The following is a 14277-nucleotide window of genomic DNA, read 5'->3' on the forward strand; positions in this document are numbered from 1 at the left end:
CGGCAAGGCCTCCCTACCCGCTTCGGCGTGATGGGGAGGCCGCCAGGCGCGACACCCCCTTGCGGGCATTTTTTACGCGATGGACAGGCTCGTTCGTCTCGTCAACAGAAGCCAATTTTCAGGATGACTCCATGACCAGCACCCTCCGTTCCCAACGCATCAACCAGATCACCCACGCGCCCCACGCCGAGCTGGACCAGGCGGTGAAAGCCAACGACCCCTTCGCCAACCGCGAGAACTTCTCCCGCTTCGTGGTCGCCCAGTACCTGTTCCAGGCCGAGCTGCAGAGCCTGTACCAGGACGCCGCGCTGGTGGAAGTCTTCCCCGACCTGCCCGCCCGCTGCCGTGCCGAGCAGGCGCGCCTGGACCTGGCCGACCTGGACACCGACGTACCCGCCCCGGTCGCCGGCGCCGTGCAGAACCCCAGCTTCGCCGAAGCCCTGGGCTGGCTGTTCGTTTCCGAAGGCTCCAAGCTCGGCGCCGCCTTCCTGATCAAGCGCGTCGCCGCACTGGGCCTGACCGAAGAAGTCGGTGCCCGTCACCTGGGTGAGCCCGCTGGCGGCCGCGCCGAAGGCTGGAAGAGCTTCACCCGCACCCTCGACGGCCTGGAACTGAGCGCCGAACAGGAAGCCGATGTGGACAAGGGCGCCCTCGCCGCCTTCAACCGCTTCCGTGAGCTGCTGCAACACGCCTACGCCAGTGCCGACACCCCCGCCTGAGTCCCTGGCCGGCGACCTCCCGGTCGCCGCGCCCGCTCCATCGCGCTCGCGCATCAGCCGCCTGCTGTTCGCCCTGCTGGCCTACACCAGCCTGGGCGTCGGCATGGTCGGCCTGGTGCTGCCGGGCCTGCCCACCACCGAATTCGTCCTGCTCGCCGCCTGGGCCGCATCGAAGAGTTCGCCGCGCCTGGCCCACTGGCTGGACAACCACCGCCTGTTCGGCCCCATCCTCAAGAACTGGCGCAACGGCCGCGCCATCGCCCGCCGTGCCAAGCTCGCCGCCAGCGCCTCGATGCTCCTGGCCCTGGTCATCATGCTCATCAGTCTGCCCCACGGCGCCTGGCTCTACCTGGTCATGGCCGGCATGCTGCTCGGCAACCTGTGGATCTGGTCGCGCCCGGACCGACGCTGACCCCTCTCCGCGTGGTTCCATAGCCGTCATCGTCGATTCGCACACGGCCTCCCCCCTCAGCCACGGGGCTGAGCCAGCAGGCGCGGTTTAAGGTCGGGCGCCGATCATCCCTGCAGCCCGCCTGGCGACAGCAGCCGCCCCGGGGTACGACGCACCAGCACGGGCTCGGGTGAAACCCGCATGGCTTCGTGCCCACTCCCACCGCGTTGCCTGGCGAAGACGCCCCCTACGAGAGTCGAGTTGCGCCCCTGCGGTTTCGGCACCACAGTTCAGGCATGCGGGCCCCTCGACGGGCACGGACAATAAATAGAAGAACCTCCCATGCGATTGCTTTCTGCCTTCCTGATCCTGCTGCTCCCGGTGCTGGCACAGGCCGACACCCTGCGTGTGGACCTGCGCGACCGCCCGCCCGAGATGTGGAGCATCGACGGGCGCCCCACCGGCCCCCTGGTCAAGGTGCTGGAAGTGGCCGCCGAGCGTGCCGGGCTGCAACTGGAGTGGCGCTATGCGCCGTTCGCCCGCAGCCTGGCGGACCTGCGTGAAGGGCGCATCGACGTGGTGCCTCGGGTGCTGCCCGACCCGGAGCGCGACCACTACCTGCACTACCTGCCGAGCATCGGCACCCAGGACAAGCAGATACTCTTCACCATCCGCCCCACCCAACGGGTGGAGCGTTACGAGGACCTGGCGCCCCTGCGCATCGGCGTCAAGCGCAGCACCCTGTACTTCCCGCGTTTCGACGCCGACAAGGCTCTGCACAAGCAGCCGGCGGTGGACGACGACATCCTGGTGCGGATGTTCCGCGCCGGTCGCATCGACACCATCGCCGTCCTGGACAAGGCCGCCATCGACACGGCCTTTGAAAACATCCGTTTCAGCGACTACACCTACGCCGGGATGCGCGAACCGATCCGCGTCGAAAACCGTTTCGCCGTCTCGAAGAAGCTCTACGAAAGCGACCGCGCGGCGATCTACGATCGCCTCGGTCGCGAACTGGAGGCCATGCGCCGCAATGGCGAGGTGGTGTCCATCTACCGCGAGCAAGGCGTCGAGCCCCCCACCCCCTGACCCCCACCGCGCCCGATGCACGCCGCCCCCGGCCGCGAGGTGGGGCCCCGGGTGCGGCCATCTGCCCCCTGCATGCCCCGGAGCGCACCCCGTCACTGCAGCGTCAATGACGGGCCTGAGCAAAAATCTGCCGGCATTTCGCCACTGATCCATACTCCGTCAGTCGCATCGCACGTGATCGGGGGAGTCATGGGCCAAAGCGCTGGGGGAGAGATCTTTCGTCGGGCATTCGAGTCGTCGTCGGTGGGGCTGGCCCTGCTGGAACTGGACGGTACCGTCCGCCACGTCAACCGAGCCTCGGAGGAACTGCTCGGGCGCTCCCGGCAGACCCTGATCGGCACGCCCCTGGACAGCCTGCTGCACCCCAGGGATCGCCAGGCACTGGGCGAGGCCCTTGACCGGGCACGTCGCCAGCACGACGACCTGTCCTGCGGCGAGATGCGCTTCATCACCGCGTCCGGCGAGCATCGCTGGCTGCACCTGGGCTTGAGCATGGTCGAGGACGGTCGCAGCCAGCCCACCCATTACCTGGTGCGCCTGCAACCCCTTGCCGGGCACCGGGAGCGGGCCGAGCAGACGCACCTGCTGAGCTTCGCCCTGGACTACACCGCCGATGGCGTCCTGCTGCTCGATGGCGAGCAGAACATCCGCTACCTGAACGAAGCCGCCTGCCAACTGATCGGCCAGCCGCGCCAACACCTCGTCGGGCAGCCGCTGGCACCGGTGCTGGCCCTGCTGACGCAGCAGTTCGCCGAACTGTTCGCCCGGGAGGATGGCCTGCAGGAAGCGTTGGACACCCAGCGCGTGCTCAGTTGCGAGCTGCACGTCCCGGGGGAAGATTTCCCCCGCTATGTGACGATGCAGTTCAACCGCTTCCGCTACGACCAGCGCCCCTACAGCCTCGTGCTGATGCACGACTTCACCGAGCGGCGGCGCATCGCCAACGCCCTGTTGCGCAACGAGCGGCAATTCCGCGCGCTGATCGAGAACACGCCCGACGCCATAGGCCGGCTGACCCCCGACTTCCGCCTGCTCTACGCCAACCCGGCCCTGGAAGCCCTGTGCCGCCTGCCTCTGGTGGAGGCCCGTGGCCGACCGGCACGGGAAGTCTTCGGCGACAACTCCCAGGTCGACATCATGGGCGACCTGGTGCGCGAGGTCGCCGCCACCGGCGAGTCCATGGAAGAGGAACTGATCCACGGCATCGACGGCCCCAGCGACCAGCAGATCCACTACCTCATGCAACTGGTGCCGGAGCGCAACGCCGAGGGCGAAGTGACCAGCGTCATCTCGGTGGCCCGCGACATCAGCGGCATCCGCAAGGCGGAACGCCGCCTGGCCGCCAGCAACCGCCAGCTGCGCGAGCTGTCCAGCCGCCGGGAAAGCGCCCGCGAAGAGGAGCGCAAGCTGATCGCCCGGGAGATCCACGACGAACTGGGCCAGCACCTCACCGCCCTGCGCATGGGCATTTCCCTTCTGCGCCTGAAGTACGGCGAGCAGGCCGCGGGGCTCGGTGAGGACGTGGAGCGGCTCATGGCCCTGTGCGACCGCACCATCGGCGTGGTGCGCTTCATCGCCACCAGCCTGCGTCCGGCGGCGTTGAACATGGGGCTCTACCCGGCCCTGGAATGGCTGATCGACGAATTCCGCAGCCACCACACACAGATCACCCTCGAGCTGGTGGCCCACAGCGGCGCACCGGCCCTGGACGACAGCCAGGCCACCACCGCCTTCCGCATCGTCCAGGAAGCGCTGACCAACATCGCTCGCCATTCCGGTGCCAGCCGGGCGGTGGTCAGCCTGGAGCAGGTCGATGACCGCTACGTGCTGGACATCACCGACAACGGCCACGGCTTCGACCCGGCCAAGGTCGGCAAGCGTTCCCTGGGCCTGGCCGGCATGCGCGAGCGCGGCACCAGCCTGGGGGGCGAAGTGGTGATCTTCAGCCACCCCGGCCAGGGCACCACGGTGCAGGCCACCTTCCCCATCAACGAGCCTACGGAGACGGCATGACCCGCATCCTCATCGCCGACGACCACGCCATCATGCGCGGCGGCCTCAAGCAACTCATCGAGTTCGACACCCGCCTGCAGGTGGCGGCCGAAGCGGAGAACGGCGCCCAGGTGCTGGAGCAGTTGCGGTTGGGCGAGTTCGACCTGCTGCTGCTGGACATGAGCATGCCCGGCCTCAGCGGCGAGGACCTGATCAGCCGCGTGCACGGCCGCTACCCGCGCCTGCCGATCCTGGTGCTGAGCATGCACAACGAGGCGCAGATCGCCCAACGTGCCCTGCGCGCCGGCGCCAGCGGCTACCTGACCAAGGACCACAACCCGGAGACCCTGCTCGCTGCCATCCACCGGGTGGCCGATGGGGGGCGTTACCTGGACCCGCGCATCGCCGAACAGCTCGCCTTCGCCAGCAGCAGCCCCACGGACGATGCCGCCGCCCAGCTCTCCGACCGCGAGTTCCAGATCCTCCGCCTGCTGGCCCAGGGCCTCAGCGTCAACCAGATCGCCGACCAGCTGGTGATCAGCAACAAGACCGTCAGCACCCACAAGACCCGGCTGATGGAGAAGATGGGCTTCACCTGCAACGCCGACATCATCAAATACGCCATGACCCACGGCCTGACGGCCTGACGGCCTGAGCCACGGGTCGCCATTCGATAAGGGCCGCGGCGCGACGCAGCCCCTCGGGAAATCCCTACAAAAAAGCAGGATGTCCCGATGCCATCACCGGGATAGGACGATAGGGCCGCGCAGGCCCCGCGCTCATGCTGGACACACCCCCGCAACGTATCGCCGCTGCGGGCCCCGTGTCCTCAAGGAGCGCGACCGTGACCAGCCCGACCCACACTTCCAGCGTCCCCTGGCTGCCCATCGCCCTCTGCGGCGCCAGTTGCGCGCTGCTGTTCTGGACGGCCAGCCAGTTCCCCTCCCCGGCCTGGGCCCTGGCGGCCGTGGCGCCCACGCTGCTGCTCTGGGTCGTCCTTGCCCACCGTGGCGGCGCCCACGAACAGGCACTCAAGCAGGCCCGCGACGAGGCCCTGGCCGAAGGTACCCGGCTCGAGGCCGAGCGCCACGTGCAGGGCCTGCCGGAGCTGTGCGTCAGCATCGCGCCGATCTGGTCGGCGCAGATCGAATCCGCCCGCCACCAGACCCAGACCGCCATCGAAGCCCTCTCCGAGCGCTTCGCCCGCCTCGCCGGCCGCATCAGCGAGGCCGTCTCCAGCGGCATGCAGGCCGACAGCGATGCCCTGGTCACCCTGCTGGCCCAGAGCGAAGTGGAGCTCGAAGACATCGTCAGCCAGCTGCGCCTGGCGCTCTCCAGCAAGGAGAGCCTGCTGCAGGAGGTGGAGCGGCTGAACAGCTACACCGCCCAGCTGCGCACCATGGCCAAGGAAGTGGGCGACGTGGCCAAGCAGACCAACCTGCTGGCCCTCAACGCCGCCATCGAAGCCGCCCGCGCCGGTGAAGCCGGTCGCGGTTTCGCCGTGGTCGCCGACGAGGTGCGCAAGCTCTCCACCCTCTCCGAGGAAACCGGCAAGCGCATCGGCGACACCATCGAGACCGTCAGCGGCGCCATCGAGCGCACCCTGGAGGTCTCCAACGAACACGCCACCCGCGACGCCGGAACCCTGGAAAACGCCAGCCAGGTGATCCGCCAGGTGATCGCCCAGTTCCGCTCCGGCGCTACCCGACTGGTGGAGCACGGCAACGCCCTGCGCAACGACAACGCCGTAGTCGGCGAGGAAATCTCCGAGGTGCTGGTCGCCCTGCAGTTCCAGGACCGGGTCAGCCAGATGCTCGGCCACATGCGCGACGACATCGGCCGCCTGGCCCAGCACCTGGAGCAGGACGACGCCCGCCACGTGGACGCCCGCTCCTGGCTCGACGAACTCTCCAGCACCTACACCACCCCCGAACAGCATGCCATCCACCACGGCCGCCAGAGCGGCTCGGGCAGCGCGGGCGCCAGCCATTCCGCTTCCGACATCACCTTCTTCTGAGGACCCATCATGGCCAAGACCATTCTCATCGTCGACGACTCCGCCTCCATCCGCCAGGTGGTGGGCATGACCTTGAAAACCGCCGGCTACGACGTGCTCGAAGGCGTCGACGGCAAGGACGCGCTGACCCAGCTCGACGGGCGCAAGGTCCACCTGATCATCAGCGACGTGAACATGCCGAACATGGACGGCATCACCTTCCTGAAGAACGTCAAGCAGCTGGCGGCCTACAAGTTCACCCCCGTGATCATGCTCACCACCGAGGCCGGCGACGCCAAGAAAGCCGAAGGCCAGGCCGCCGGGGCCAAGGCCTGGGTGGTCAAGCCCTTCCAGCCGGCGCAGATGCTCACCGCCGTCTCCAAACTGATCCTGCCCTGACCGGGAGACCGCCATGAGCACCCTTGAATCCCTCGATGGCAGCCGCCGCCTGGCCCTGGACAGCGCGCTGACCATCTACACCGCCGCCGACACCAAGCTGCTGCTGGCCAACGCCCTGCAAGGGGCCGTGGACCTGCACCTGGACCTCAGTGCCATCGAGGAAGTGGATTGCGCCGGCCTGCAGCTGCTGCTGGCAGCCTGCCAGGAAGCCCGCCGCCAGCACGTCCACCTCAGCCTCGAAGGGGCCAGCCCGGCCATGACCGAGATCCTGCAACTGAGTGGCCTGCGTGACCTGCTCCCCATCGGAGGGCTGCACTGATGAACCTCGACAGCGTGATCGGCACCTTCATCGCCGAAAGCCGGGAGCTGCTGCAGCAGATGGAAGACGCCCTGCTGCAGATCGAGCAATCCCCGGAAGACCCCGAACTGATCAACGCCATCTTCCGCGCCGCCCACACCATCAAGGGGTCCTCCGGGCTGTTCGGCTTCGACTCCATCGTCGCCTTCACCCACGTGGCCGAAAGCGTGCTGGACCGCGTCCGTGCCGGCGAGCTGCCGTTCAGTGCCGACCTCAGCGCCCTGATGCTGCTGGTGGGCGACCACCTGGCCGGCCTGGTGGACCACCTCGCCGAGGGCCGCGACCTGGCCGAGCTGCCGGAGGTCATGGGCATCCACGAGGCCGAACTGGTGCAACGCCTCAGCCAGTACCTGAACGACACCCCGGCCGCCGCTACCGAAGCGCCCTCCGAATGTGCAGCCGCGCCCCGCGATGGCGTCGCCAGCCAGCACTGGCACCTGTCCCTGCGCTTCGGTGCCGACAGCCTGCGCGACGGCATGGACCCGGTCTCATTCCTGCGCTACCTGGCGACCTTCGGCGACCTGCTGCACACCGAGCCGGTGCTCGATCACCTGCCCAGCTTCGACGCCCTCGACCCCGAAGCCTGCTACCTGGGCCTGGAAGTGGCCTTCACCACCGAAGCCGACCCGGCGGTGATCGAAGGCGCCTTCGACTTCGTCCGCGAAGAGGGCCGCATCCGCATCCTGCCGCCCGGCGCCCCCTTCGCCCGCTACGCCGAGCTGCTGGCCGAACAGGCCGACGAAGGCGACGCCCAGCGCCAGCGCCTGCTGCGTTGCGGCACCCTGAGCGAGGCCGAACTGGCCAGCCTCGATACCCCGCAGGCCAACGAAGCCCAGGCCGATTCCAGCCCCGAGGCACCGGCCGCCGCCGAACCGGGCGAGACCGCCGCAGTCGGCAAGGCCCTCAAGGAAACCGCCCGCGCCAGCGGCGAGGCCAACCTGATCCGCGTCGACGCCGGCAAGTTGGACCAACTGATCAACCTGGTGGGCGAGCTGATCATCGCCGGCGCCAACACCCGCATGCTCGCCCAGGGCTGTGGCCTGGTGAACATGAGCGAGTCCGCCGAAAGCCTCTCGCGCCTGGTGGAGGAAGTCCGCGACTCCGCCCTGACCCTGCGCATGGTGCAAATCGGCGCCACCTTCAACCGCTTCCAGCGGGTGGTGCGCGACGTCTCCAAGGAGCTGGGCAAGGACATCGTCCTGCACATCAGCGGTGGCGACACCGAGCTGGACAAGACGGTGGTGGAGAAGATCGGCGATCCCCTCACCCACCTGGTGCGCAACGCCATGGACCACGGCATCGAGCCGGCCGAGCAGCGTCGTGCCAGCGGCAAGCCCCTGCAGGGCGTAGTGCGCCTGAACGCCTACCACGAAGCCGGCGGCATCGTCATCGAAGTGAGCGATGACGGCGGCGGCCTCAACCCCGAGAAGATCCTCGCCAAGGCCGTACAGCGCGGCCTGATCACCGAAGGCCAGCAGCTCTCGGACAAGGACACCTTCAACCTGATCTTCGAGCCCGGCTTCTCCACCGCCGAGCAGATCAGCAACCTCTCCGGCCGCGGTGTCGGCATGGACGTGGTCAAGCGCAACATCACCGCCCTGCGCGGCACGGTGGAGCTGGACAGCCGACTGGGCGCCGGCACCTGCGTACGCATCCGCCTGCCGCTGACCCTGGCCATCATCGACGGTTTCCTGATCGGCGTCGGCAGCTCCAGCTACGTGGTGCCCCTGGACATGGTGGAGGAATGCATCGAGCTGCCCAGCAGCGACCTGGACGACCTCGACCAGCTGGACCTGCGCGGCGACGTGCTGCCCTTCATCCGCCTGCGCAACCTGTTCGAGGAAGCCAGCCTGCGGCCCCGCCGAGAGAACGTGGTGGTGGTCAGCTACGCCGGGGTCCGCGCCGGCCTGGTGGTGGACCAGCTCCACGGCGAGTTCCAGACCGTCATCAAGCCCCTCGGCAAGGTGTTCGGCCAGGTCCCGTCGCTCTCCGGCTTCACCATCCTCGGCAGCGGCGCGGTGGCGCTGATCCTCGACATCCCCGGCCTGCTCGCCCAGTTCGCACAGCCTGGTCGCCCTGGCGCCAGCGGCACCGCCCTCAGCCAACGGAGTAGCCTGCAATGAGTACCGCCAGCCTGCCCCTGCCGGAATTCGTCGACGACGAGCAACGCCAGTACCTGACCTTCCGGGTCGGCCGCGACCTGTTCGGCGTTGCCACCCGCTACGTGCGGGAAATCCTCGAGTTCCACGCCATCACCCAGGTGCCGATGATGCCGCCGCTGGTGCGCGGGGTGATCAACCTGCGCGGCGCCGTGGTGCCGATCATCGACCTCGCCGAGCGCTTCGGCCTCGGCAGCACCGAACTGGGCACCCGCACCTGCATCGTCATCGTCGAGCTGCAGGACGGTGACGAGGCCCAGCTGATGGGCGCCCTGGTGGACGCCGTCACCGCCGTCGCCGAGATCGAGCCGCGCGCCCTGCGCCAGGCCCCCGCCTTCGGCAGCCGCGTACCCCCGGAATACATCGAAGACCTCGCCCGTGTGGACGAACGCTTCCTCACCCTGCTGCGCATGGAGCAGGTGCTGAACGTCGACCAGATCGCCGCGCTGGCTGGCCAGCGCAACACCCCCCGACTGTCCCTCGTCTGATTGCGCAGACGCGCACAGGAGTCCTGAAAATGACCATCAGCAAGAAAATGATCCTCCTGGTGATGTCCGCCCTGATCGGCATCCTCCTGCTCTCCGGGATCGCCTATCAGCAACTGAACCAGGTCTACACCGCCGCCAACTTCGCCAACGTCAACTCAGTGCCGAGCATCGTGGCCCTGAACAAGCTGCGCAACGCGGTGAATATCCAGATCCAGCACGTCTATGCCCACATCCTGACGACTGATGACAAGGCCATGGCTGAGGTCGACGCAACCATCAAAGCCAACCAGGTCGATGTGATGGCAGCCATCGACGATTACGAGAAAACCATCGTCGATGCGGAAGACCAGCAGCTGTTCGATGCGGATCGCAAGATCATCTCCGAGTTCCTCCACAAGGCAGACTCTGTACTGCTGCTATCGCGCGCTAACCAGAACGATGAAGCTCGTGACGCCATGATCGCGCTCCAGAGCGATGTCATCGAACCGCTGCGTAATGCGCTCAACAAGCACCGTGACTACAACATCCGCATGGCCACCGAAGGCGGCCAGCGTGCCGAAGCGACCCGCCAGCAAGCCACTCTGATTTCCATCGTGGTCTCTGCCATCACCCTGTTGGTGATCGGCCTGATCGGCGGCCTGGTCACCCGCAACCTGCTGCGCCAGCTGGGTGGCGAACCGGCCTACGCCGTGGACGTGGTCAGCCGTATCGCCGCCGGCGACCTGACCGCCACCGTCGAGACCAAGCCCGGCGACACCGGCAGCATGCTGGCGGCCATCAAGACCATGGTGGAGAAACTCAGCCAGATCATCGGCGAGGTGCGCAGCAACGCCGACTCGCTGACCAGCGCCTCGGAGCAGATTTCCGCCACCGCCCAGAGCATGAGCCAGGGCGCTTCCGAACAAGCGGCCTCGGTGGAAGAAACCAGCGCCTCGATGGAGCAGATGTCCGCCTCCATCGCGCAGAACACCGAGAACGCCAAGGTCACCGACGGCATGGCCGGCAAGGCCGCCCGTGAAGCCGACGAAGGCGGCCAGGCCGTGCGCGACACCGTGGCGGCCATGAAGACCATCGCCGAGAAGATCGGCATCGTCGACGACATCGCCTACCAGACCAACCTGCTGGCCCTCAACGCCGCCATCGAGGCCGCCCGCGCCGGCGAACACGGCAAGGGCTTCGCGGTGGTGGCCGCCGAGGTGCGCAAGCTGGCCGAACGCAGCCAGGTGGCCGCTCTGGAGATCAGCGAAGTGGCCAAGAGCAGCGTCTCCCTAGCCGAGCGGGCCGGCACCCTGCTGGACCAGATGGTGCCCTCCATCGCCAAGACCTCCGACCTGGTGCAGGAGATCGCCGCCGCCTCGGAAGAGCAGACCACCGGCGTCAGCCAGATCAACACCGCGATGAACCAGCTCAGCGAGATCACCCAGCAGTCCGCCTCCTCCGCCGAGGAGCTGGCCGCCACCGCCGAGGAGATGAGCGGCCAGGCCGAGCAACTGCAGCAGCTGATGGACTTCTTCAAGGTCGCCAGCGCCGGCAAGGCCGGTCGTGACGCCAGTGCCAAGGGCAAGGCCGGTGCGGCCCGCAAGGCCTCCCTCAGGGTGGTGGAGGACCGCGACGACGCCTTCGACGACGCAGTGCCGGCCGGCTTCGTCCGCTTCCAGCACTGACCCGACCTTTCGATACCGTGACCGGGGCACCTGCCGGTGCCCCCAGGAGCGAAGCATGTCCAGCGTCTTCAGCCGCCCCGGCGACGCCGCCCAGCCGGATGCGCCCCAGCAGTACCTGACCTTCACCCTGGCCGACGAAGTGTTCGCCGTCGGCACCCGCAGCGTGCGCGAGATCATCGAGTACGGCCACCTGACCCCGGTGCCGATGATGCCGCCCTGCGTGCTGGGGGTGATCAACCTGCGCGGTGGCGTGGTGCCGATCATGGACCTGCACCAGCGCCTCGGCGCCGGGAACACCGCCATCAGCCGGCGCAGCTGCATCGTCATCCTTGAGGTGGAACGCGACGACCTGCGCCAGGTGATGGGCATCCTCGTCGAGGCGGTCAACGCCGTGATCGAGATCGGCACACAGGACATCGAACCGGCCCCGCGCTTCGGCGCCCGCATCCGCACCGACTTCATCCACGGCATGGCCAAGCTCGACGGCCGCCTGGTGGTGCTGCTGGACATCGGCCAGGTGCTATCCCTGGACGATCTGCAGCGCCTGGCCGACGTCGGCACCACCGCCGACCTGCAACAGTCGGCCTGAGCGGGAGCCCACCATGACCGATCTCAGCCTCTCCAACCGCGAGTTCCAGCAGTTCCGCGGGATGATCCACGAGATCGCCGGCATCGCCATGTCGGAAGCCAAGCGCCAGCTCATCGCCGGCCGGCTCAGCAAGCGCCTGCGCCATTTCGGCCTGGGCTGCTACGGCGACTACTACCAGTTGCTGATGAAGGACAAGAGTGAGTTGCAGATCGCCGTCGACCTGCTGACCACCAACGAGACCTACTTCTTCCGCGAGCCCAAGCACTTCGAATTCCTGCGCGAGAAGCTGGGCACCGAGCTGCGCAGCGGCAGCGGCCCGCTGCGCATCTGGAGTGCCGCCTGCTCCAGCGGCGAGGAGCCCTACACCCTGGCCCTGCTGCTGGCTGACGCCGTCGCCGCCCGCCCCTGGGAAATCCTCGCCTCGGACATCAGCACGCGCATCCTCGACAAGGCCCGGGCCGGGCTCTACCCGCTGGAAGACGCCGAAGGCATCCCCGGCAACCTGCGCCAGCGCTTCTGCCTGCGGGGCACCGGGCGCAACGAAGGGCTGTTCACCCTGGACCCGGCCCTCAAGCGCCGCGTGCAGTTCCGCCAGATCAACCTCAACAACGCGCTGCCGGACGTGGGCGTGTTCGACGTGATCTTCCTGCGCAACGTGATGATCTACTTCGATGCCGACACCAAGCGCCAGGTGGTGCAGCGCCTCTGCGCACGCCTGCGCCCAGGCGGCTATTTCCTGGTCAGTCATTCGGAAAGCCTCAACGGCATCAGCGACGAGCTGCAATCGGTACGCCCGTCGATCTACCGGAGGCCCCATGCGTAAGCCCCAGGGCGTCATCGAGGTGTTCCTGCAGCCGGGCGAGTTGTATTTCGGCGACCGCTACACCCGCTTGCGCACCCTGCTGGGCTCCTGCGTCTCCATCGTGCTCTGGCACCGCGAGGCGCTGCTGGGTGGCATGTGCCACTACATGCTGCCCACCTGTCGCCACCCGGGCCGCGAACCGGACGGGCGCTACGCCGACGAAGCCTTGCACCAGCTGCTGCAGGAGATCCGCGACAGCGACACCCGCGCCACGGACTACCGGGTCAGCCTGTTCGGCGGTGGCAACATGTTCGGCAGCCGCGAGCGCCGGCACATCGGCCACAAGAACGTCGAGGCCGGCCTGGCCCTGCTGGCCGCCCACGGGCTCGCCTGCCACGCCCGCCACGTCGGCGGCGAGGGCTACCGCAACCTGATCTTCGACGTGTGGAGCGGCAACGTCGCGCTCCGCCACCCCAACCCGCAACAACTTGCCAGTCGGCGCTACGAGGCCTGCTCGCCATGAACAAGATCAAGGTGATGATCGTCGACGACTCCGCCGTCGTTCGGCAGGTACTGACCGGCAGCCTGTCCGGCCACAGTGGCATCGAGGTGATCGGGGCCGCCGCCGACCCGCTGTTCGCCCTGGAACGGATGAACCGCAACTGGCCGGACGTGATCGTGCTGGACGTGGAGATGCCACGCATGGACGGCATCTCCTTCCTGAAGAAGCTGATGGCCGAACGGCCCACGCCGGTGGTGATCTGCTCGACCCTGACCGAGAAAGGCGCCGCCACCACCATGGAGGCCCTGGCCGCCGGTGCCGTGGCCATCGTCACCAAGCCCCAGGGCAACCTGCGCCAGTTCCTCATCGAGGCCACCGAGGAGCTGGTGGGGGCCATCAAGGCCGCGTCACAGGCGCGCCTCAAGCGCTTGCCCGGCGCCCCCGCGTCCGCCACGCCGGCCGTGGCGCCCAAGCTCAGCGCCGACGCCATCCTGCCGGCCGGCGGGCCGGCCGCCATGACCCGCACCACCGAGCGCATCGTCGCCCTGGGCACCTCCACCGGCGGCACCCAGGCCCTGGAATACGTGCTCACTGCCCTGCCCCGGGTCTGCCCGGGGATCGTCATCGTCCAGCACATGCCGGAAAAATTCACCGCTGCCTTCGCCGCACGGCTGGACGGCCTCTGCCAGATCGAGGTGCGCGAGGCGCGCCACGGCGACCGGGTGATTCCCGGCCGCGCACTGATTGCCCCCGGTGGCCGCCACATGCTGCTCAAGCGCAACGGCGCGCAGTACGTGGTGGACATCGTCGACGGGCCACCGGTGTCCCGCCACAAGCCCTCGGTGGACGTGCTGTTCCGCTCCACGGCCCGCGCCGCCGGCGCCAACGCCACCGGAATCATCATGACCGGCATGGGCGATGACGGTGCCCGAGGCCTGCGGGAAATGTACGAAGCCGGCGCCTACACTTTGGGGCAGGACGAGGCAACCTGCGTGGTCTACGGCATGCCCAAGGAAGCCCGCAAGCTGGACGCGGTGCGACGGGAAATCCCCCTGGAGCAGATCCCGGCCCAGATCCTGAGGGGCGACCGCCCCTGAGTTCGTGGCCCGGCGACGTGCAGTCGGCGACT

At 68.1% G+C, this 14277-nt stretch carries 15 protein-coding genes; all 15 read left to right on the forward strand.

What is annotated here, in order from left to right:
- The first annotated feature begins 131 nt into the window (after positions 1-131).
- The 15 genes from PI990_RS16370 (at position 132) to PI990_RS16440 (ending at position 14245) form a co-directional block, all read left to right on the forward strand.
- A complete protein-coding gene (locus PI990_RS16370) occupies positions 132-719 on the forward strand; it encodes a biliverdin-producing heme oxygenase (protein ID WP_184490492.1) in 588 nt (195 codons plus the stop codon).
- The gene (locus PI990_RS16375; RefSeq protein WP_442969281.1) at positions 700-1131 is read left to right on the forward strand and encodes a YbaN family protein; all 432 of its coding nucleotides are present in this window, start codon (positions 700-702) and stop codon (positions 1129-1131) included. The genes PI990_RS16370 and PI990_RS16375 overlap by 20 nt, the downstream gene beginning before the upstream one ends.
- A 321-nt stretch (positions 1132-1452) precedes the next feature.
- The gene (locus PI990_RS16380) at positions 1453-2199 is read left to right on the forward strand and encodes a substrate-binding periplasmic protein (protein ID WP_271657756.1); all 747 of its coding nucleotides are present in this window, start codon (positions 1453-1455) and stop codon (positions 2197-2199) included.
- 189 nt (positions 2200-2388) lie between these two features.
- Positions 2389-4212 (forward strand): PAS domain-containing sensor histidine kinase, encoded by a 1824-nt coding sequence (locus PI990_RS16385; protein ID WP_271657757.1) that lies wholly within the window; start codon positions 2389-2391, stop codon positions 4210-4212.
- Positions 4209-4838 carry a response regulator gene (locus PI990_RS16390; RefSeq protein WP_021217481.1) on the forward strand — a complete coding sequence of 210 codons (630 nt, stop codon included), beginning with the start codon at positions 4209-4211 and terminating at the stop codon, positions 4836-4838. The genes PI990_RS16385 and PI990_RS16390 overlap by 4 nt, the downstream gene beginning before the upstream one ends.
- 596 nt (positions 4839-5434) lie before the next feature.
- Positions 5435-6208 (forward strand): methyl-accepting chemotaxis protein, encoded by a 774-nt coding sequence (locus PI990_RS16395; RefSeq protein ID WP_442969339.1) that lies wholly within the window; start codon positions 5435-5437, stop codon positions 6206-6208.
- A gap of 9 nt (positions 6209-6217) precedes the next feature.
- Positions 6218-6586: a response regulator gene (locus PI990_RS16400; protein WP_021217483.1), complete on the forward strand. Its 369-nt coding sequence runs from the start codon at positions 6218-6220 to the stop codon at positions 6584-6586.
- Between the two features lie 13 nt (positions 6587-6599).
- Entirely contained in the window at positions 6600-6905 is a 306-nt protein-coding gene (locus tag PI990_RS16405; protein ID WP_111264209.1) for an STAS domain-containing protein, read from the forward strand.
- The gene (locus PI990_RS16410) at positions 6905-9067 is read left to right on the forward strand and encodes a chemotaxis protein CheA (RefSeq protein WP_271657759.1); all 2163 of its coding nucleotides are present in this window, start codon (positions 6905-6907) and stop codon (positions 9065-9067) included. Before PI990_RS16405 ends, PI990_RS16410 begins: the two co-directional genes overlap by 1 nt.
- Positions 9064-9591, forward strand: coding sequence for a chemotaxis protein CheW (locus PI990_RS16415; RefSeq protein ID WP_021217486.1), 528 nt, complete (start codon positions 9064-9066; stop codon positions 9589-9591). The genes PI990_RS16410 and PI990_RS16415 overlap by 4 nt, the downstream gene beginning before the upstream one ends.
- A gap of 29 nt (positions 9592-9620) precedes the next feature.
- Complete coding sequence (locus PI990_RS16420) at positions 9621-11255, forward strand: methyl-accepting chemotaxis protein (RefSeq protein WP_271657760.1); 1635 nt, start codon at positions 9621-9623, stop codon at positions 11253-11255.
- A 55-nt stretch (positions 11256-11310) separates the two neighbouring features.
- Positions 11311-11844 (forward strand): chemotaxis protein CheW, encoded by a 534-nt coding sequence (locus tag PI990_RS16425; protein ID WP_271657761.1) that lies wholly within the window; start codon positions 11311-11313, stop codon positions 11842-11844.
- Between the two features lie 13 nt (positions 11845-11857).
- Positions 11858-12667: a CheR family methyltransferase gene (locus PI990_RS16430; RefSeq protein ID WP_021217489.1), complete on the forward strand. Its 810-nt coding sequence runs from the start codon at positions 11858-11860 to the stop codon at positions 12665-12667.
- A complete protein-coding gene (locus PI990_RS16435; RefSeq protein ID WP_271657762.1) occupies positions 12660-13169 on the forward strand; it encodes a chemotaxis protein CheD in 510 nt (169 codons plus the stop codon). The genes PI990_RS16430 and PI990_RS16435 overlap by 8 nt, the downstream gene beginning before the upstream one ends.
- The gene (locus PI990_RS16440; protein ID WP_271657763.1) at positions 13166-14245 is read left to right on the forward strand and encodes a protein-glutamate methylesterase/protein-glutamine glutaminase; all 1080 of its coding nucleotides are present in this window, start codon (positions 13166-13168) and stop codon (positions 14243-14245) included. The genes PI990_RS16435 and PI990_RS16440 overlap by 4 nt, the downstream gene beginning before the upstream one ends.
- The last annotated feature ends 32 nt before the right edge of the window (positions 14246-14277 follow it).

The sequence above is a fragment of the Pseudomonas sp. TUM22785 genome, from assembly GCF_028198105.1.
In the GTDB taxonomy this organism is placed as follows: domain Bacteria; phylum Pseudomonadota; class Gammaproteobacteria; order Pseudomonadales; family Pseudomonadaceae; genus Metapseudomonas; species Metapseudomonas solani.